The organism is Parasphingorhabdus sp. (assembly GCF_965233695.1).
Classification (GTDB): Bacteria; Pseudomonadota; Alphaproteobacteria; order Sphingomonadales; family Sphingomonadaceae; genus Parasphingorhabdus.
Window position 1 is genome coordinate 2,372,508 of sequence record NZ_OZ247497.1, and the last position, 20,668, is coordinate 2,393,175.

The 20,668-nt window shown below is 50.3% G+C and carries 15 protein-coding genes and 1 pseudogene; 12 read left to right on the forward strand and 4 right to left on the reverse strand.

All coding sequences use genetic code 11. The features are described from left to right. Positions 1–115 precede the first annotated feature (115 nt). Positions 116–2,533, reverse strand: a complete 2,418-nt coding sequence (locus ACO6S1_RS11315) for a TonB-dependent receptor (protein WP_422342807.1) — start codon at positions 2,531–2,533, stop codon at positions 116–118. A 502-nt stretch (positions 2,534–3,035) separates the two neighbouring features. Here ACO6S1_RS11315 and ACO6S1_RS11320 point away from each other — a divergent pair. Next, on the forward strand, positions 3,036–4,193 hold the full coding sequence (locus ACO6S1_RS11320) for an acyl-CoA dehydrogenase family protein (protein ID WP_422342808.1): 1,158 nt from the start codon (positions 3,036–3,038) through the stop codon (positions 4,191–4,193). Positions 4,194–4,236: 43 nt separating this feature from the next. Here the strand turns inward: ACO6S1_RS11320 and ACO6S1_RS11325 are convergent, their stop codons facing one another. Beyond that, on the reverse strand, positions 4,237–6,558 hold the full coding sequence (locus ACO6S1_RS11325; protein WP_422342809.1) for an arylsulfatase: 2,322 nt from the start codon (positions 6,556–6,558) through the stop codon (positions 4,237–4,239). Positions 6,559–6,965: 407 nt separating this feature from the next. Between ACO6S1_RS11325 and ACO6S1_RS11330 the strand changes: the two genes are divergently transcribed. Continuing rightward, the gene (locus ACO6S1_RS11330; protein ID WP_422342810.1) at positions 6,966–8,153 is read left to right on the forward strand and encodes a tyrosine-type recombinase/integrase; all 1,188 of its coding nucleotides are present in this window, start codon (positions 6,966–6,968) and stop codon (positions 8,151–8,153) included. 12 nt (positions 8,154–8,165) lie between these two features. Here the strand turns inward: ACO6S1_RS11330 and ACO6S1_RS11335 are convergent, their stop codons facing one another. Next, positions 8,166–8,375 carry a DUF5818 domain-containing protein gene (locus ACO6S1_RS11335; RefSeq protein WP_422342811.1) on the reverse strand — a complete coding sequence of 70 codons (210 nt, stop codon included), beginning with the start codon at positions 8,373–8,375 and terminating at the stop codon, positions 8,166–8,168. A gap of 18 nt (positions 8,376–8,393) precedes the next feature. Next, positions 8,394–9,059 (reverse strand): lytic transglycosylase domain-containing protein, encoded by a 666-nt coding sequence (locus ACO6S1_RS11340; RefSeq protein ID WP_422342812.1) that lies wholly within the window; start codon positions 9,057–9,059, stop codon positions 8,394–8,396. 136 nt (positions 9,060–9,195) lie between these two features. Here ACO6S1_RS11340 and ACO6S1_RS11345 point away from each other — a divergent pair, with 136 nt between their 5' ends. From ACO6S1_RS11345 to ACO6S1_RS11390, 10 genes and pseudogenes are all read left to right on the forward strand, one after another. After that, positions 9,196–10,098, forward strand: coding sequence for a DUF7146 domain-containing protein (locus ACO6S1_RS11345; RefSeq protein ID WP_422342813.1), 903 nt, complete (start codon positions 9,196–9,198; stop codon positions 10,096–10,098). Between the two features lie 173 nt (positions 10,099–10,271). After that, positions 10,272–12,230, forward strand: a complete 1,959-nt coding sequence (locus ACO6S1_RS11350; RefSeq protein ID WP_422342814.1) for a ParB/RepB/Spo0J family partition protein — start codon at positions 10,272–10,274, stop codon at positions 12,228–12,230. 157 nt (positions 12,231–12,387) lie between these two features. Then, positions 12,388–13,328 (forward strand): annotated as a pseudogene (locus ACO6S1_RS11355) (ArdC family protein). A gap of 261 nt (positions 13,329–13,589) precedes the next feature. Further along, positions 13,590–14,552: a DUF2493 domain-containing protein gene (locus ACO6S1_RS11360; protein WP_422342815.1), complete on the forward strand. Its 963-nt coding sequence runs from the start codon at positions 13,590–13,592 to the stop codon at positions 14,550–14,552. 339 nt (positions 14,553–14,891) lie between these two features. Continuing rightward, on the forward strand, positions 14,892–16,307 hold the full coding sequence (locus tag ACO6S1_RS11365; RefSeq protein WP_422342816.1) for a sigma 54-interacting transcriptional regulator: 1,416 nt from the start codon (positions 14,892–14,894) through the stop codon (positions 16,305–16,307). A 476-nt stretch (positions 16,308–16,783) separates the two neighbouring features. Further along, on the forward strand, positions 16,784–17,749 hold the full coding sequence (locus tag ACO6S1_RS11370; protein ID WP_422342817.1) for a hydrogenase: 966 nt from the start codon (positions 16,784–16,786) through the stop codon (positions 17,747–17,749). 22 nt (positions 17,750–17,771) lie between these two features. Continuing rightward, positions 17,772–19,370: a nickel-dependent hydrogenase large subunit gene (locus ACO6S1_RS11375; RefSeq protein ID WP_422342818.1), complete on the forward strand. Its 1,599-nt coding sequence runs from the start codon at positions 17,772–17,774 to the stop codon at positions 19,368–19,370. A 94-nt stretch (positions 19,371–19,464) separates the two neighbouring features. After that, the gene (locus ACO6S1_RS11380; RefSeq protein ID WP_422346179.1) at positions 19,465–19,824 is read left to right on the forward strand and encodes a hypothetical protein; all 360 of its coding nucleotides are present in this window, start codon (positions 19,465–19,467) and stop codon (positions 19,822–19,824) included. Beyond that, positions 19,797–20,165, forward strand: a complete 369-nt coding sequence (locus ACO6S1_RS11385) for a hypothetical protein (RefSeq protein ID WP_422342819.1) — start codon at positions 19,797–19,799, stop codon at positions 20,163–20,165. Before ACO6S1_RS11380 ends, ACO6S1_RS11385 begins: the two co-directional genes overlap by 28 nt. Further along, positions 20,153–20,641 (forward strand): hydrogenase maturation protease, encoded by a 489-nt coding sequence (locus tag ACO6S1_RS11390; protein ID WP_422342820.1) that lies wholly within the window; start codon positions 20,153–20,155, stop codon positions 20,639–20,641. The genes ACO6S1_RS11385 and ACO6S1_RS11390 overlap by 13 nt, the downstream gene beginning before the upstream one ends. The last annotated feature ends 27 nt before the right edge of the window (positions 20,642–20,668 follow it).

Sequence of the window (20,668 nt, forward strand, 5' to 3'; positions counted from 1 at the left end):
AATGCCGCCTGTAACTCTGAACCCCGTGATCAATCAAAAAGGGGTCAGGCATCGCTGCCTGACCCTCACAAGATGGCTGCAAAAGCAGCTCGGGAGAAAAACACTCCAAATAGCTCTACCAGCGGAAGGTTGCAGTTCCGCCAAAGGTTGCCGGAGGACCTGGATTGTAAGAGACAAGGCCGAGTTGCCGGTAACTGTTGAACAAGTTCTGGTTATAACGTTTGCCCAGCATATTCCTTCCCCAGATCGCCAGCTCTATGTTTTCATCAAACTGGATCGTCACCCGGCCATTTAAAATGCCATAGCCTGGAAGTGTACCCAGCTGGTTTGAGATTGCCACGTCGTTTTGAATCTGCGTGATCTGAGCAGGGGTCAATGCCGGGTTGGTTAAGTCGGCTGTTTCCTGACCGAAGTTTCTTGAGGAAATATAGGCATAGTCGAGATGGAATGACATTTCACCCCAGTCAGCTTCAAGCGTCTGGGTGGCCCCAATATTGAACGTCCAGGCCGGTGTTTGCGCAACATCTTCCCCGCTACGATCAAAGGTTCCGTTGGTTCCTATATCGATAAAGGAGCCGTTCTCATATTCGGACCAAAGACGAGATACCGCACCGCGAATTTCCATGCCTTCCCACGGTAGAGCGCGCCCTTCCAATTCAAATCCATAAGAACGAATGTTACCCGAGTTTTGTGCAAACTGTGTAAGGCCGCCGTTGACGATACCATTTACAATATTTTGCGCCCCTTCGCGCCAGACATGGAATACCGCGAGGTTAGTTTGCAAGCGGTTGTTTAGGAACTCGCCTTTGAAACCGGCTTCGACATCTATGACATCTTCAGGAAAAAAGGCCTCTGATCCTGGGGGTGAAGGCCGGGTGTTGAACCCGCCCGAAAGCGACGCGCCGCCCGTTTTTGCATAGATCAGCATATCTGAATTGATTTGATAATCGAGACCGACGGTCCATGCTGGATAGCTAAATGATGCACTTTGTGGATCAGTGCATGGCGTTGGAGGATTCGTTCCCGCATTTGGCCCAACTCGGCAAGTGTCTGGCTGAATCACGATCGGCATCGCAGGATTCGCCCCATTGAACAAAAATTCCGGAACGCCTCTTATATTATTGACGCCCATACTATTGATACTGCGCTTATCCCAAGTGTAACGCAGACCTGCGGTTGCTCGTAGATCGTCGGTCAGATTGTAGTTTGCCTGAGCAAAAACTGCCACAGATCGTGAACTAAAATCAGTTAGGTTTCTGCCTGATGGTGCCAAGCTAAGCGCTCCGCCAAAAACAGGCACATCGTGCAGGGCATAAGAGTCAGACCGTTCGTCACCGCTTTCCTTGAAATAGAAACCGCCGATAATCCATTCCAGCGCTCCACTGCTTCCCGATAGCTGCAGTTCCTGACTGAACTGATGTTGACGGTACTGTGAATCGAACTCAATTCCGCCCGCTGGCGTCCCGTCCAGATCAAGAGTGTTTCCAGAATCAGAATCTCGGTAAGCCGTGATTGACTTGATCTCCACACTATCGAGATCAACTTCAAGCGTTCCGGTAAAGCCGTAGGCTTCGTTGAAATTTCTGGGAGTGTTGACATTCGGAGAGGCAGTTACTGTATTGCCGAAATTGTCGTAAAAATTCGTCCGTGTCTGAACAAAATTGGGAGAAAATTGGCCCGGAAAAAGCGTTCCCAAAGGCCCAGTTGGATTGAACGCGCCTAGTGCGTGCATTGTGCCGTTGTCGTTTGATTTGAGATATTCGCCCGACACCGTCAATGTTACTGGCATCGATTCGGGAGCCCATCTAATCGTTCCGCGGGCCGAAACATCAGAATCGATGTCACCTAATGGTGCATTGGTGAACTGATTACGGCCATAGCCATCACGTTCAGTATAACGCGCCGCTACACGCACCGAAAGTTCGTCGCCAGCGATCGGAAGCGTGGCCGCACCTTCTACTAGAATATGGTCATAGTTACCGATTTCGCCTTTTACATAGCCCGAGAACTCACCATCGGGTTGAACTGTGGTGAACTGGACGGCGCCACCTGTTGTATTCCGTCCGAACAATGTTCCTTGTGTTCCGCGCACAACCTGAATGTTGGCGACGTCAAGGAAGCCTAGATTGCTTGAAATCGGGCGGGCGAGATAAACGCCATCAAGATAGATACCGACGGCGGAGTCAGAAACTGAATTGGGGCTGTTCTGGGCATTTCCGCGCAGTGCGTAGGTTACAATTGCCGATGGACCAGTGCCCGCGCCGCGGGAAAGAAGACCAGGTGCAACACGCTGCACGTCAATAGCCGTTTCCACTTGCAGTGCTTCAATGGCCTCAGCGCCAATTGCCGTCACAGCGACCGGGGTTTTCTGCAAGTCCTCATCAGTTTTACGTGCAGTGACGATGATGACGTTAAACCCGCTTTCGTCCTGACTGGCACTTTCGTCTGCCGACTGTGCATAACCCGCGGACGGTAGCATCGCTGCTGCTGCAACTGATGTGGCAAGTGCGACTCTTGTCTTAAATGATTTCACCTTATCAATCCTCCCAATGCTTGGCTCTAGATATTGAAAGCCAGTATTCTCAACCGCTCATCTGAGTGAACGCGCCATACGATAGGTAGTTAGGTTTGGAAATTTATTTCCTATCTTAGGGTAGGGCTTACGGCATTTGTGTGAAGACAACGCAGCTTGTGGCAAAAAGATCACATGCGAGACAGCGCTAGGCATATGTTGACTGCTAAGGTTAGGCGTCCGAAGTATCTGCTGTTTAAGTCGTCAGGCGCGATCAAAGAGTCTTGACTGAGCCGTCTCAATATCGTTGAACGCTCAATGCATTCTCCATTAGAATCAGTTGGTTCATCTGATCATGTGATAGAAACTGTAAATTACATGTTCTTGCAATTTGTGTCTCTCATCCTGTCCCAGGATAGGTGATCAGGATAGCAGTTGCGGATTTTGTTCGGCCATCCCCTCGTTTCGAGATGGCAGGTTTTCGGGCTTTTGTGAGGGGTTTTTAAATGGAAGTGAGATTCCCATGCAGCGATCAATTTTTGAACCGGAACATGAGCAATTCCGTGACAGCGTGCGAAAATTCATGTTGGCTGAAGTAGCTCCCCATCGAGATCGCTGGCGCGAAGCGGGAATCATCGATCGCGAAACTTTCCTGAAGGCAGGAGAGCAAGGTTTTCTCTGCGTATTTGCCGATGAAAACTATGGCGGCGCGGGCATCGAGGACATGCGCTTCGATCAGATCATTATTGAAGAGAATATGCGCAACGGCGATCTCGGCTTTTACGTCCACTTGCACAGCGATCTTGTGGCGCCCTATATCCACGAATTGGGTAGTGACGAGCAAAAGAGCCGATTCATGCCCGGTATCGTCTCCGGCGAAACCATATTGGCGGTTGCAATGACCGAGCCTTCAACCGGCAGTGATCTTGCAGGAATGAAGTCAAAGGCGGTCGACCAGGGAGACCATTGGCTACTCAATGGAACAAAAACTTATATATCTAACGGCATTTTGAGCGATCTCGTTGTGGTAGCCGCGCGCACAGATCCAGATCGGCCGCACGGTATCAGCCTGTTTCTGGTCGAACGCGGAATGGAAGGGTTTGAACGCGGCCGAAAACTTGAGAAAATGGGGCTAAAAAGCCAGGATACGGCAGAACTGTTTTTCAATGATGTGAAAATCCCCAAGGCCAATTTGTTGGGCGAAGCGGGGCAGGGATTTAAATATCTCGCCCAGATGCTTGCGCAGGAACGGTTGATCGCCGCAATTTGTTTTATGGGAACAGCGCAAACTGCCTTTGATCTGACCCTTGATTATGTGAAAGAAAGGCGCGCTTTCGGCAAACCAATCGGCGCGTTCCAGAACACTCGTTTTAAGATGGCCCAGATGCGTGCAGAGTTGGACATGGCGCAGTGCTTTGTCGATCAATGTGTGATGCAACTGAACGACAAGCAGCTAACGACAGAAGACGCTTCTGCAGCTAAATTGCTGTCCAGCGAACTGGAGGGGCGGGTGGTAGACCAATGCGTCCAGTTTCATGGCGGGGCCGGTTATATGGAGGAATACCGGATCAGCCGAATGTACACAGATGCCCGGATCAGCAGAATTTATGGTGGTACCAGCGAAATAATGCTGGAGATTATCGGTCGCGGCCTGGGATTGGACGACCGCAAGATGAATTAGGGTGCTGTAATTCGCTTGCCAATTCAACCGATTTCAACTCGGCCTACTGCCCCAGTTTGAGCAAGAGGCGATCGATTGAACCAGAAAAAGCCGGCCCCTTGGGATAGGACATCACCAAGCGTCCGGTGTCGTTGCCAATGTCAAACGATTCGCCCGGCCCCATGGTCAGGAAACCAATCCTTTCAATTCTTCCGGATCCTATGACCTGATCATTGGCGACAATCGACACTGTGCCAGGTGAAAATCTCTGAGGCCCATCGGGTCGGAAACGGAAGGCAACATTGCCCTTGTTTTGGGACAGCGGTCTACTTGCCCTGATCACATATTGATCAGTTGAAGCACTGGAGGCGGAATGTTTTACAATCGGAAAGCCATCTTCAATTGCAAATGCCCAGCCGCTTAGTGCACTCCCCGTTGCCAGCAATGCCCCATTTAACGGTCCATTTCCCGAATATTGCACATTGATTGAAAAAGCCCCGAGAAGCATGGGCTGCTCAGACCATGCAATGTGAATATCGTTTCCGCGATAAACATACTCGCTTCGTCGTTCCTTGGGTCTTCGTAATTTTGCAGATTGCACGGCGTCAAGGTCAGCGCGCAACGGATAGACATCATATTTTCTCGCTTCCTCATCAAAAAGCTTTTTCAATGTCTTGAGTTTTTCTGGATACTGCTGTGCCACATCATGAGCCTGCGCAAAATCAGTGTCGAGATGATAAAGCGACCAGGTGAATTCTTCCGGAGATGACGAGGATATCGGTTGCCACGGCATTCGGCCAGGATTGGTCGACGCCATCCAGCCATCTTGATAGATTGCCCGGTTTCCAAGAAGCTCGAAATACTGCGTTTTCCGGGCGCTTTTCGCTTTTGGCTTTGTAAATGTGTAGCTCATGCTCATACCGTCAAACGGATCTTGTCTAACGCCATCAACAAGTTTCGGTTGTGGGACCTTTACCGCCTCCAATATTGTTGGAGCAATGTCGATCACATGGTGAAACTGGCTTCTTAAATGACCTAGTTTGTCAATGTGGCCGGGCCATGAAATCACCAGCCCGTTTCGGGTGCCGCCAAGATGCGAGCCAATTTGCTTGTAGAGTGGAAATGGAGTGTTGGTCGCCCAAGTCCATCCCGCAGGATAGACTTGATATGTATCTGGCCCACCAAGCTTGTCGATATTTCGAAGTTGTTCGTCAAAACTCTGATCCTTCTGACCTATGACCGTCATCAACTCGTTTAGGCTGCCTTCCGGCCCGCCTTCGGCGCTTCCCCCGTTGTCTCCTTCGATGAATATGATGAGCGTGTTATCTAAATCACCGCTTGCCTCGAGCTCATCTAAAAGTCTGCCAAATTGCGCGTCCTGATAGGTAAGCATGGCAGCGAAAACTTCCATGTACCGCGCGTAGAGCCGCTTTTGATCGCTGGACAAGGAATCCCAGGCTGGAATTTCGCGAGGACGGGGCGTCATTTTCGTCTTCGCTGGAATCAGCCCCATTTTCAGCTGGCGTTGATAGGTTCCTTCGCGCAGCTTGTCCCAACCTGCATCAAACTTTCCCTTGAAGCGAGTGATCCATTCAGGAGGTGCCTGATGGGGGGCATGTGCTGTTCCCGGCGCAAAATACAGGAAGAATGGTTTGTCGGGAGCAGCTGCATCCTGACGGCGAAGCCACAATATGGCATGATCGACGAAGTCTTTGTCGAGGATTACCTCGTTGTTGCGAGATTCAATTGCCACCCGATTTGTGCCATGTTGCAGCACCGGATAGAACTGGTCACTTTCGGATCCCAGGAACCCGTAAAATTCCTCAAAACCCAGATTTGTTGGCCAATGCGTGAAAGGCCCGGTTTCACCTGTTTCCTCATTTGGAACATTGTGATGTTTGCCGATCCATGCGGTGCTGAATCCATTGTCACGCAATATTCGACCGATTGTAGCGGATTGAAGTGGCAGTATTCCATCATAGCCTGGAAAGCCCATGGTAACATTAGTGAGTGCACCGGTGCCCACCGCATGATGGTTGCGTCCGGTAAGCAGTGATGCGCGTGTCGGCGAACACATGGCGGTGGTGTGAAAATTGTTGTAAACGGCACCACTTCTCGCCAACCGATCAAGGTTGGGAGTCGGGACTGGGCCACCAAATGTGCTCGCTGCGCCAAAGCCAACATCATCGGTCAATACCAAGATTACATTCGGTGCACCTTCGGGAGCTTTGATCAGGTCTGGCCAGAATGACTTCGAAGCGTCCAGCGATGGCGCCAACTTGCCGGAAAATTCTGGAGCGGAAATCGGCAATGTACTTCGATCTTGGGCAACAGCAAACGAATATGAAACCAGCCCGAGCAACGAGCCAATTGCTAACACGCTCATATTCCGAATATTCTTTTTCAACATATGGCTACCCCAAAACAATCCTTTGTTGCTCGCAATACCTTCTGGAATTGAAAGGGCGATCCTATCTTACGTATGGATATCAGCATCCGGTTCCCGAAATGTTGCGTAGATCATTACCCACGAGAAGAATTTTCGCATGCTCCAAAATTACAAGCTGGAACAAGTATTTGAAAAATATAAAAATGATTAGTTCTGTTGAGTTCGAACCTAACCATCGAATTACTATTTAAAAGTTTTTACAAGCCGAAATTTGAGAATCCGTATTATTCCGTAACAGTCTGTAATACATAGATTTATCAAAAACAATGTTCTTGATTTGTTCGTATTCGTCCGATAGTATCCGAGCGAAATGCTACCTGGGTAGCACGTCTTTTGAGGACACTATGACAACCCACACGAAGCTAACCGATGCCAAATTGAAAGCAGTAAAGACTCCATCTAAAGGACAGGTGGAACTGGCAGATAATGATTGTGTGGGATTGCGTTTTGTAAAAGGATCGACAGGCAAAAGTCGTTGGATCGTTCGAAAGCGCGTTGCAGGAAAATTCAGAAAAATTACCCTAGGAGATTATCCTGGTATTGGCCTTTCAAAAGCCAGACAGAAGGCACTTCAGGCCTGCGCGGATATCGAAAATGGCCGGAAGCTGGCAAAACCCGATAAACGATCTAACAAAACGGTGTCTGCGTTGTGGAACATTTATGATCAACAGCGTGTTGAAAACAAGCGATCTGCAAAGGAAATCAGACGGATATTCAATAAATATGTTTTGCCGGAAATTGGTAGTCGCCCGGTAGACGCTGTAACCCGTACGGACGTTACCCGGTTAATTGACGGCATAGCTTATGGCGAACGTCCTGCGCCGGTGATGGCACGTCTTGTTGCCGCGCAAATGTCAGTGTTTTTTAATTGGGTTTTACCGCGAGTAGAAACACTAGCGTACAATCCCGTAACTGCAGCAAGCAGGCCACCAGCACCGAAGCCTCGTGATCGGGTCTTGTCGAACGAGGAATTGAAAAGCCTATGGAAGGCCGCTGAAAATCAGCCATTTCCGTGGCAGCACAGCTTGAAACTCATGTTGTTTACCGCTGCGCGGCGAAGCGAGGTATTTGGTGCTGAACGAGCGGAGTTTGATTTAGAAGAAAAAGTCTGGAACCTACCTGCATCGAGCGCAAAAAATAACAGCGCTGTTATCATTCCGCTGACCGATGCCGCTTGTCGTATCGTTTCAGATTGCCCCCCGTCTGATGGATGCAGTAAGCTTTTTCCTTCGGCTACAAATCCAAAAACCAGTGCATCAGGTATATCTAAGTTGTTGCGAAGGTTAAGGGCGGACGTTGAAGCCGACTTGCAAAGACCGGTTCCGCATTGGACGTTACATGACATCCGGCGCACAGTTGCGACAAATCTGCAGCGGTTAGGAGTGAGGCTCGAAGTGACTGAAGCAATTCTCAACCACGTCAGTGGTTCTCAGGCTGGTATCGTCAAGGTTTACCAACGATATGACTGGATGGATGAAAAGCGCGAGGCGTTGCAACTTTGGTCTGATGACCTTGTTCGTATCTGTGACTGAGTTTGGCAAAAGTCATTGGAATTCTCCAATCCAATCAACTGTTATGGAGTCAATTCCGGTTTGTACTCCCTCAACCAATACAATGTCATTATCTTCTGGAACTTCAATATCCAGAAAATCCAATTTCCACACGCTTTGATCATCGCATTGAAGGACGTAGCGTCGATCACCTTTAATGAGTTTTCCAGTGAGCCGAAGCCTGTTTGAATTTGAACGGTTCATAATTGAGCGTCCTCTGTCTTACAGCTCTGATTCTGTCCAGCGTGCCAGAACAGATTTCACATAATTCTGTGTTTCCCGGTATCTCGGAATGCCTTTGGCTTTGTGCACGGCATTCGGCCCGGCATTATATGCCGCTAGCGCCAAGTGGACGCTGCCAAACTTATCCAGCATCTGCCTCAAATAGCGCGCACCGCCGTCTATATTGGCGGCCGGATCATACCGATTGCTGACGCCAAGATCAGCGGCCGTCCCAGGCATCAGCTGTGTGAGACCGGCTGCTCCGGCATGGCTGAGCGCCACCGGGTTATAACGCGATTCTGCCCAGATTAACGCATCCAAAAGACCATAAGGTAGACGGTGACGCCGTTCAGCTGCACGGATGGATGGTAGATATGTCCTACGCCGAACCGCCGTCTTAAGGCTGACAGGTTTTGGTTTGCGTTGTTTGGACACTGGTTTTGGAATTGCCGTGGCCAAAGGTTGCAATGAGATATTGCCCGAAGCTTCCGCATGGGGCCAAATGCCGTGCTGAAACAATTTGAAGCCGCCTGTTTCGGCCGATTGGTCCGTAATCTCCAAATCCTGCGATTCAGGGTCGTCCAGCCTTTCGGTAGCAGAATCTTGTGCTGCTACAGATCCCGGAAGTGCGAGAAAAGTAGCAATAATTAGTGTTCTTAGCATCACGTCAGATCTCCAACTTGCATCGAATCAGATGAGAACATAAGATGAACATATATCTGTAGGAAAGTGTTTTTTCGCAGACAAAAGAGGAGAGGAATGCCGGACCCAGGGAGCCGGTCAGTTGCCAAGGAAATTTTCAGTGTCCCTCAATATCTCGCCAAATCCCGCATCATCTCTAGAGGCAACCGCACGCCAGATTTGCGAGCGGTTTTCGGGGTCGTGGAGAAATACCAAAGGCATGTGCTGTTGTCCCTCTCACGATGACAACACGCCTTCGCTTGGCGTTTCAATCGGCACCCGCGCGATTCTTTTTCATTGCTTTGCAGGTTGCTCGCAGGTCGAGGTTCTCGAAGCCCTCGCGCGGCAGGGTATTCCACCGGCTGCACTGTTTAACGGAAGCTCTCAGCCTATCCCGCCAAAATCACCAACCATCGACAAGCCCAGTGCCAACGCGTTGCGGCTCTGGAAGATGGCTTTGAGAGTCTCGGGCAGTCTAGCCGAGCGGTACCTTAAAGGTCGCCATATTGATATTGCATCGTCCGAACTACGCTATCTGGCGCGCACGCCGTTTGGTCCCAAGAGCCATGTGCGGTTCCTACCTGCCATACTTGCCGCTGTACGAACCGATATGGGCATTATCGCAATCCAGCGCACATTTCTTGATCCGCGCACTGCAACGCAGGCGAACTTCAAAAATCCAAAACGCGCACTGGGTACTCCCGGAATTGGAACTGTTCGGCTCTTTCTTCCAAGAAATGGCATATTGGGACTGGCCGAAGGATCGGAAAGCGCATTGTCAGCCACCATCCTCAAAGATATCCCCTGCTGGGCGACGCTTGGCAATGAACGCTTCGGGATTGTGACCATCCCGGAGAGCGTCAGAGAATTGTATCTGTTTGTCGATAATGATGCAGGTGGCGATCTTGCCGAGGCGAAGGCGCGCGCTCATTTTGCGATGCCGGGCCGCAGCATATATCGGTTAAGTCCGCCCAACCCGGGCGACGACTGGAATGATGAACTGGCCGCGAGGTTTGCCGCTTGATGAACTTGCCGCTGCTGCAAGTCGCTGTTTGCTCGGTCTTTAAAACTCAATCTTTCCTGAATATTTAAACCCCATTGGCGCGAATGGAGAGTGGAGGGGGTCTGGACCTTGTTGAGCCTGATTGCCGCGATGGTCGCTGCAATTGATGGTTCGAACAATCAGGAGTTAAATTCATGTTCAAATCCATTCCACTCAACAAACTTGTCTACAGCAAAAAGAATGTTCGCAAGCATAGTGATCCGGCTGCGGATGCTGAACTCAAAGCTGACATTAAAGCACGCGGACTTCTACAAAATCTCGTCGTTCGCAGTATTGCGAGCGGCAAGTTCGAGGTTGATGCAGGTGGCAGGCGCCTCAAAGCCTTGAAGGCGCTTGCCAAGGAAAAGGCGATTAAGAAGACCGAACCCGTTATCTGTTTGGTCAAGAACGGTGAAAACAATGAGATTCTCGAAATCAGTCTTTCTGAAAACTTTCAGCGCGCACCGCTTAATCCAGCTGACGAAGCCGAGGCCTTTCAGTCGATTATCGATGCAGGCTCTGATGTCGAGGGCGTTGCCAAACGTTACGGTAAAACCGTTCGCTTTGTAGAAGGCCGGCTGCGGCTTGCAGGGCTTGCTCCGGCCGTGTTCGGAGCGCTTGCCAGCAGCGAAATCACGCTTGATCTTGCCAAAGCCTACGGCGCAACAGCGAATGTCGAGCGACAGACGCAGGTTTTCGAAGAAGTGTCTGGGGCCTACTATCAGGTCACGCCAGACAGCATCCGGCGAATGATGCTGGAAGCTAGTGTAACCGCAAAGGATCCGAGAGCGGTTTTGGTCGGGCACGATGCTTATATTGAAGCAGGCGGCGCAATTGAACGCGAACTGTTCGATGATGATGAAAGCGAAAGCTGGGTCAATGTTGCGCTTCTTGAGCGCCTTGCCACGGAAAAAATGGAATGGCGGGCCGATGAAATGAAAGACGAGCAGGGCCTTGCCTGGGTGCGACCGACACTTGACTGCTATGTCTCCCATGAACTTGTTGAGGGATTGAGTAAGCTCCCGGTAGAATTTGAATCGCTCAGCGATGAAGCTGTGGCCCGGCTATCCGAACTGGAAATCCAGTATGATGCTCAAGCAGCAATATTGGAAAACGAAGAAACCAGCGAAGAAGATACCATCGCAGCTGAAAACCGTCTGGTGGGAATAGAGAAGGAAATGCGCGAGCTTAATGAACGCCAACCAGTTCTTGCAGACGACCTTCGCGCCGAAGCAGGAGCATTTCTGATATTGAGCCGTGAGGGTGTTCCAACACTTGTGCCGCAATATTATTCAGAAAAATCGGCTGCAGGCGCTGACGATGAAGGTATTGAGCTGGTCGATGATGGCAAGAAAGTGCCGCGCAGGCGCGCAGCCTTGTCAAAACGACTAGTCGATGAACTGGCAATGCAGCGCCGGGATATTTTGGCGCTTCATGTTGCAAGCGATCCAACACTCGCACTTGATTTTGCCATCTTCACGCTCGCTGATGCAGACGGTCATGACTGGAACGCTAAGGAAGCCACTACGCTCAGGGGACCAGTTGCCCACGGTCCAGCTTCGGATTTTGAAGCCGCCGATGCACCTGCAACAGCTGCCCTGGCCGAGCTCAGATCATCGCTTGATGAAAGTTGGAAGGCGGCAGAATGTCAGGTTGAACGTTTCGAACTATTCCGCGCTCTTGATGATGAAGCGCGCAGCGCCTGGCTTGGCCATGTCATTGCTCGAACCTTGGTAGCCAGTCTTAACATTGAAGGTGAGCGCAGAGTTCCGCTTCATGATCATCTTGGAAACAAACTGGATATTGATATGGCAGCCTGGTGGCGTCCCACTGCGGTCAATTATTTTGACCGGGTAACGAAACCGAAAATTCTATCCAACTTTGAAACTGTCGGCGGCCAGGAGCTATCCAATCGGTATGCGGCTTCGAAGAAGGCGGACTTGGCGGCGACAGCAGAGCGCGTCTTTTCCGGTAACTTCATTGCCGAAGCAGAGGTCAAGGCGCGCGCTGCTCAATGGACGCCCGAGGCAATGCAATTTGCGCAAACCGTAGAAAGCGACACACAGGAAGAGCCAGTTCAGGAAAGCGAAGAAATAGCCGATCAGGCCGCCTGACCATCCTCCTGACAGGTAGTCTGCTGGCTAGAGCGGCTTGCCCCATGGGCAGGCCGCTCTTTTCAATTTTTCTTTCAATCCAGCCAATTTGAGAGAGGAGAGGGCGGTTTTGCTGATTGATCCAGCACTTGAGCTGATGGCAATCAGGAGAAAACAAATGTCCCGCAAATCAAGCCGTTCACAAAAGACATCACCCGCAGCGCGCATCACCGCAGCCATTATCGAAAAACTGGAAGCCGGAACGAAACCCTGGGTGCAACCATGGCGAGGTCTTCCCCCTTTTCGCGGCCACTGAGGCACTGTGGAACCCCCTACCGTGGCATCAATACGTTCTGGCTCTGGATGGTCGCCGAGGCAGGCGGCTTTCAGTCGCCTTACTGGATGACCTACCGGCAATGTGCCGCTTTGGGCGGCCAGGTGCGCAAAGGGGAAAAATCGACCATTGCGATCTTTTACAAAACTTATTCCAAAGAGATCCAAACCAATGCTGGCAATGATCCGGAATCGGAAACACGCCGCGTCCTCAAATCCTATGCCGTTTTCAACGCTGATCAATGCGACAATCTGCCCCAACGCTATTACCCCAAAGCTGAAGCGCAAGAAAATGAGCCGGAGGGCAGGGAGGAGGCGTTTGATAGGTTTTTTGAGACGGTTGGCGCCAAAATCCGAGAGTACGGAAGTGCGGCCTACTATGAACCGGCGTGCGACCGGATCACCATGCCGCCGGTGCATCTGTTTGAGAGCTATGATCATTATTACTCGACGCTCGCACATGAATGCTCGCACTGGACTGGCCATGAATCGCGATTGGATCGCAATCTCAAAAGGCGTTTCAGAAGTGCAGCATATGCAGCCGAAGAACTGGTTGCAGAGCTATCAAGTGCTATTTTGGGCGCGGAGCTTGGCCTGCCAGTCAGTCATCTCGACAATCATGCCAGTTATATCGCCAGCTGGCTGAAATTGCTCAAAAATGATGATCGCGCGATATTGACTGCTGCGGCGCGTGCCGAGGAAGCGGCCAGTCTGCTTCTTGAACTGGGCGATCATAAGACCGCATTGGCCGATAAGGCCGATGAATCCCTCGCAGAAGCCGCTTAGCTAGCGGGCAGCTGTCGGGGCGTAATTCCACAACATCTCCTGAATAGTCGCCGCAACTTCCGCTTTCTTTTTGTTCGGAGGTGCCTTGGACCAGCAGGTCCGACAAGCGCAACCTGCGGGGCTGCGGCCCGTGTGGCCCGCGCCAGCCTTGCCCTGCAGGTTTCCCGCCTTGCGGCGGTGCGCTTGGCGTCCTACCGGTCCTGTCAGACTCCTCGCGGAAAGCGGATCGTCGCTTAGATGCCGCTTATCAGGAGAAAAATCATGGATAACATATTCAAGCAATCCCTTTCCGGGCTCGATCTTTCCGGATTGACGATAAAACAATCGCCCTTTGAACCATCAGACTTCCCAAAACACGAAGCAATCTCGCAGACTATTGCAGCGATCTGGTCAGACCTCTTTGCGCTTTTCACCGATACTGCCCTTGAAGCCGATGCGGAGAGCCTCGCCTGGGGCTTTGTTAATCTCTTTCACAGGTCTGCTTGCCAAAAAGCAAAACAGCTTGACCGTGCATCAGATCAAGTACGCGCGCTGGTTGCATCTGCCGATGGCTCGGAAGTGCATACTTCCAATCTAGAAGAGCAGATTGAACGCGCGCAGGCTGCAGAAGCCTCGATGATTGCCTTTGAAGAAATGCGCGAAGTCGCTGCAGCGCTCTACCTGCAGGAAACCAGTTCTTCATGGAAGCCTGTGTCGAGTTCCCGGGTCAATCACGGTGCGATGCTCACATCTGCAGTGATCCATGGACGCGATTTCCTGCGTGCGCGCTCCGAAAACAAGCGCAAGGCGTTAATGCCCGAAGGCACGCCCATCGTCTTTGCCGGTGGTCGCACCAAGCACGCTGATACCGAAGATGCCAAGATCTTAGCTAACAATGTCTGGGCCACGCTCGACAAGGTCTTTGATGCTGTTCCTGATATGGTGCTTGTCCACGGAGGCGATGGCAAAGGCGCAGACGGTCTGGCGGCATCCTGGGCCGAACGTCGCAGTGTTGCGCAGCTTACATTTTCACTCAATCGCAAACTTGGCGCGCGAGCGGGCTTCAAACGCAATGAGCAGATGCTGAATCTAGGGCCCCGCTACGTCATTGCATTTCCCGGAAACGGCGTGCTGGAGCGGCTCGTGATTGAAGCCAAGACACGCCGGATCACGGTCGTTGATCGACGTGGTCCGCTAGGTACTTTCCCAAAGACTAAATCCTCTACCGGCTGTACAGCAAACTAACCAAAACGGGTTCAATTGACTCCTTACAGGCCGGTTAAAGACAATTGAGGCCGTCTTCAAATGGGCCGGTTGCAGACTGTCTGCTTCCAGATTGCTGCTATCGAAAACTGCCATTCCGCTGAGGCCCCATTTGCGGTCGTTACCGGAATGGCGGATTCAATGTTCTTTATGCGCGCACTAAGCGGCTGTTAGACTTTGGTTTGGATTTTTTCCGAGATGACGTAGCAGAATCGATGAGCTACTAAGAACTGTTGACGCAGAACGAGAAATCCACAATATTAAACTTAGTTTACATATTGAAAAGGTAGTTTGGCTTTGCGCTATAGCACGATCATCCTATTGACCGCCGATAAGCAAATAATTCAAGCTGCACACGAGGTTTTGGTTGCGGAGAACGATTGTCGCCTCATCACATGTGAGAGCGAGCGTGAAACTTTTGGGGTTTTAGCAGATGTTGATTGCGACCTTCTTATATGTAGCGACGACAGGCTTAAAGGTAAGTCTGACAACATACTGCTAAATGCACGAATTAAGTACCCGTCAATGCCCCGTATTTTGATAACAGGTGAAGCATCATCGGATGCATCACTTGAGATCACCTCGCGTGCTGCGGCATTCGTGTATTTGATCAAGCCTATCCAAGCTGCGCAACTGGAAATCGTCGTTAAGCGTGCACTTGAAATTAGTGAGCTGTCAAAACGTCACCGTCTTTTGTCCAGGGAACTTAAGCTCTCAATTGATGACAATATTTTTCAGACGACAAAATCAGAAAACATCAAGAGTCCTTGGTCTAGGTTTGAAAAACTAATCTATGTCAGCCCAAAAATGGATGAGCTTTGCGCGCTTGCCCGGCAGGCTGCAGCGACCGAAATACCTATATTGATTCAGGGCGAAACAGGAACTGGCAAAGAGCTAATGGCGCGAGCGGTGCACTATAATTCGTCTCGCAAAAACTCACCTTTGCATGTCCAAAACTGCGGAGGATTTCCTGATGACGTGCTGCATTCGGAACTTTTTGGGCATGTCGAAGGCGCATTTCCAGGGGCGTTGTCGTCGCGCCTTGGTCTTTTTCGTGCGTCCGATGGCGGAACGATATTCTTGGACGAGATTTCTGAGGTATCGCCAGCCTTTCAGGTTAGCCTATTGCGGTTTTTGCAAGAAGGTGAAGTGAAGCCATTGGGTTCTGATGAAACGCTTTTTTCGGATGTTCGGGTGATTGCCGCTAGTAATCGCCCGTTGGAGAATCTCGTGAAACAAGGAAAGTTTAGGCAAGATCTTTATTATAGACTTAAAGGGTTTCAACTGAATATTCCGCCGCTTAGACAAAGGCTGGAAGATGTCCCAGCCCTCGCCACGCATTTTTTGGAGCGGGCGTCGGAGGTTTCAGGGCGGCACATACTAGGCATTGCCATGGACGCTTTGAAACGCCTCAGCCGCCATAACTACCCTGGCAATGTGCGTGAGTTACAAATGGAGATTAACCGGTGCGTTGCGGTGGCGGGCGATGACAGTTACATTCTGACCCGACATCTTTCGGAGAGCATTGCTAACATTGATTTGGATGAGGAAGCACCTGCAGATTTTGATGTTGACGGTGCAACGCTCAAAGAAATGGTGGAAAGCTTGGAAATGCATCTGGTTTCGAAAGCGCTGGAAAGGCATCGCTGGAACCAGAAGCGCGCGGCTGATCAGCTTGGGCTATCTCGCGTTGGGATTGCGAATAAGATTAAGCGTTACAAGCTAAAAGAGATATAAAAATGTACAAAGCAGGCCAAAGGCCATGAATAAAGATAAGGACATTTTGTCCTTTCCCTTTTCAAAAGTCTCGGGGCGAAACAAGCACCGTCCCATAAAAGAGCTTGGCAATACGAAACTTCTTAATGTGCTGGGTGCTAAGCCCGGTCTTGCAACAGGTCACTGGTGTACCCCTTGCGAAGGCATTTGGTATGGCCTCAAAACGGAAGTAGAATGCCCAATATGCGCAAACCGTCAAGGTTGAAAAACCTCAGGCAGGAGCATTTTTGGTATGGAATTGTAAACTTTCTTTTCACCTAAGATAAGTAAGTTTCTTTGCTGCAATCCCAAAAAAAGCCTTTGAACATAGTACTTTACAAGGAATATGAAAAGCTGCATATTCTAGTATAGGACTCATGGATATGCGTTTCGGCTTAAGTTTTGTGCCCGGCTAAATGTGAGTTGCTATTGGACTTAACTCTAAAATGGGGGACAGCATGGCTAATCTTCTCTGGTTGCAAGGCGGAGCTTGCTCAGGCAATACGATGTCATTTCTTAACGCTGAAGAACCGAGTGCTTGTGACTTGGTTACTGACTTTGGTATCAATATTCTTTGGCAACCTTCCTTAGGATTGGAGTTGGGTGATCAAGTCCAAGAGATTCTAAAAAAATGCGTCTCCGGAGAGATTGAACTCGACATATTTGTATTTGAAGGATCAATCGTCAACGCACCGGACGGAACGGGAAATTGGAACCGTTTCGGCGGTCGGCCAATGAAAGAATGGGTGAAAGAATTGAGTGATGTCGCTCAGTTCGTTGTCGCTATTGGTGACTGTGCAACCTATGGCGGCATTCCTGCAATGGCTCCCAATCCAAGCGAAAGCACCGGCCTGCAGTTCTTAAAGCGCGACCATGATGGCGGTTTGCTCGGCAAAGAATATCGATCGAAAGCCGGATTGCCGGTGATTAATATTCCTGGATGTCCCGCCCATCCCGATTGGGTTACCCAAATTCTTGTTGCTGTAGCATCTGGCCGGGCTGGCGACCTAACGCTCGACGAGTTTCAACGTCCAAAAACCTTTTTCTCCAGTTTTACACAGACGGGCTGTACGAGAAACATGCACTTCGCATACAAAGTTTCGACAACAGCATTTGGTCAGCGCAAGGGCTGCTTATTCTACGACCTTGGATGCCGAGGCCCCATGACACATAGTCCTTGCAATCGTATTCTATGGAATCGTCAGTCGTCTAAAACGCGCGCCGGCATGCCGTGTCTTGGGTGTACCGAACCTGAGTTCCCATTCTTTGACTTGGCCCCTGGAACGGTATTCAAAACTCAGACTGTTATGGGCGTGCCCAAGGACATGCCGACCGGCGTGGACAAGAAGGGTTATATGAAATTGACCGCCGCTGCAAAAGGGGCCTCCCCAGCTTGGGCAGAAGAAGATATTTTCGTCGTTTGATCGGCAACCAGGAGTTAAAATTATGTCACAAGTACAAACACTTGATATTTCACCAGTCGGCCGCGTTGAAGGCGATCTAGATGTCCGCGTTGATATAACAGACGGTGTTGTTACCAATGCCTGGACACATGCCGAACTGTTCCGCGGTTTCGAGGTCATCCTGAAAGACAAAGATCCGCAGGCAGGCCTAGTTGTTACACCGCGGGCTTGCGGTATTTGCGGGGCCTCACATCTGACATGTGCGGCGTGGGCACTTGATACGGCCTGGGGTACGACAGTTCCTCGCAATGCGATTTTGGCGCGAAATCTGGGGCAGCTGGTGGAGTCGCTCCAATCGTTGCCCCGGCATCACTATGGTCTTTTCATGATCGACTTCACGAATAAGAATTACTCCGAAAGCCAATATTTTGAAGAAGCCGTTAAGCGATATTCCCCTTTTACCGGCACATCATATGAAGCCGGTGTTACGATCTCAGGGCGGCCGGTTGAGATTTATGCGCTACTAGGCGGTCAATGGCCCCATTCATCGTTCATGGTTCCGGGCGGTGTCATGTGTGCACCAACGCTGACAGATGTCACGCGTTCAATCGCTATTCTGGAGCATTTCCGCAAAAATTGGATCGAAACATTGTGGTTCGGTTGTTCCATGGAGCGCTACGAGCAGATTAAATCATACGATGATTTCATTGAGTGGTTGGATGAAAAACCCGAGCATGCGAATTCTGACCTTGGCTTGTACTGGCGCATGGGAATGGACATCGGTCTGCAGAACTATGGCCGGGGTCATAATAAATTTGTGACGTGGGGATATCTTCCTCACGAAGACAAATATCAAAATCCGACTATTGAGGGTCGTAATGCCGCGGTGATCATGAAATCCGGTGTTTATGATGGAGCGACTGATACCCACAGCCTGATGGAGCAAGATTTTGCTCGCGAAGACACGCTTCATGCTTGGTATGATGAGGGAAGCGAGATGGTACATCCTTTTGACCGTACCACCAATCCAACGAAAAATAATGAGGTGGATACTGAAGGTAAATATTCATGGGGAACAGCGGTTAGCCATTCAGAAAATGGTCGATTGGAAGCTGGACCTCTTGCCCGCCAACTTGTTGCAGGAGGCAGCCATGGTGAAGACTGGCAGCATACTGATCCGCTCATTCTAGATATGTATCGGAAAATGGACGGACCATCGGTACTTCTGCGCCACTTTGCCCGTATGCACGAATTGTGCAAATTATATCGTGAAGCCGAACGCAACTTGAGAGAGCTTCGCCTTGATGACGAGTGGTATATCAAGCCAACTGAGAAAGATGGACGGGGTTGGGGCGCGACGGAAGCTATTCGAGGTGCGCTTTGCCATTGGATTGACGTTGAAGGCGGTAAGATTAAAAACTACCAAATCATTGCACCCACAACGTGGAATGTGGGACCACGCTCGAACACCGGAGAGCGCGGACCGATTGAGGAAGCATTGATTGGCACGCCAATTGCGGACCCGACAGATCCGGTCGAAGTGGGGCATGTCTGCCGCTCCTACGACAGTTGCTTGGTATGTACAGTGCATGCTCATGATGCCACGACGGGTGAAGAATTGGCAAGGTTTAGAACGGCCTAAAATAGGCCGAACATTGGTGTGGCGATGATATTCAATTCCATGCGTGCCGGACTTGTTGAGTATATGGAGGCGAGCTGGAGAAAGCGACGTGACAATGCAAGAAAGCTCGGAGACGTATAAAAAGAAATACGGCGTAACGCCCGCCGACGCTGACCATGAAACTTTGATCAAAATGATTGAAGATTGTTTCAAGGAAGGACTTGAGACGCAGTTGGAGCCATTTCCCGAAACTGATCGTGAGTTTTCGGCTATTCTAGACGAATTGCGCGGGCTAGATGCCGATCAGTTGCGGGCTAAACTGGGCATTAGTGGGTGGAAGCTAGCGCCGCATGGTGAGGATGACATGCGATGCCAAGAATGTATGTATTATCTAGTCCATCGCCGCTGGTGCGACTTACCAGAACTTAACTTGCCTGCGGAACCGGAATGGTGGTGCCGCCTTTGGCGAATATAGGCGGGTTTGTGATGGAAGGAATCGATATTGTTGCCGAGACCAAAATCAGAAAAGAGATCTCTGAAAAATTGACTGGGGGCTTAAAAACGGAAGTCTTTCCGCGTGCGGAAACATCGGAGATGGTCAACGAGTTTGTTACACGCCTTCAACAAGAGGCAGACGAGGATATCGATAAAAAACTCATAATCTCTGGATTTACCAATTACCCCGTTGAGGCAGACGAAATTGAGCAACCGTGTGAGACATGTATGTATTATCTGGCGCATAGGAAATTCTGTGAATTGCCTGAGTTAATGTTGCCCGTTGAACCAGAGTGGTCATGCCGCCTATGGCGGATTTGAAACTTGCGATTATTGGCTGCGGAAACCCTAATCGCAGTGATGATGGCGTTGGAGCTACAGTCATAAATGTGCTTCGGCAAACGGATTTGCCGGATTATGTGACACTTTATGATGCAGGTACAGATGGCATGGGTGTCATGTATGCCGCGAAAGGTTCTTCGCATTTGATCGTTATCGACGCCCGTGCGCCTGAAGGTAAGCCTGGCGCTATTTATGAGGTTCCTGGAGAAATATTGGCAGCTCCAAAAGAGCAGAGCATGAACCTTCACGATTTTCGCTGGGACCATGCTCTATATGCTGGTCGAAAAATTTACGGAGACGAATTTCCCGAGTTTGTGAAGGTGTTTCTGATTGAAGCTCAAGCACTAGAATTGAATATCGGTCTGACCGAAAAAGTAGCACACGCGGCAACGGAGGTTATACAGCAGGTGCATAGCCTCGCCTGTTCTCCTAATCTTGATTGGTCATCCGAATGAAGCGGTCAGCTATAATTTGCACTGGGA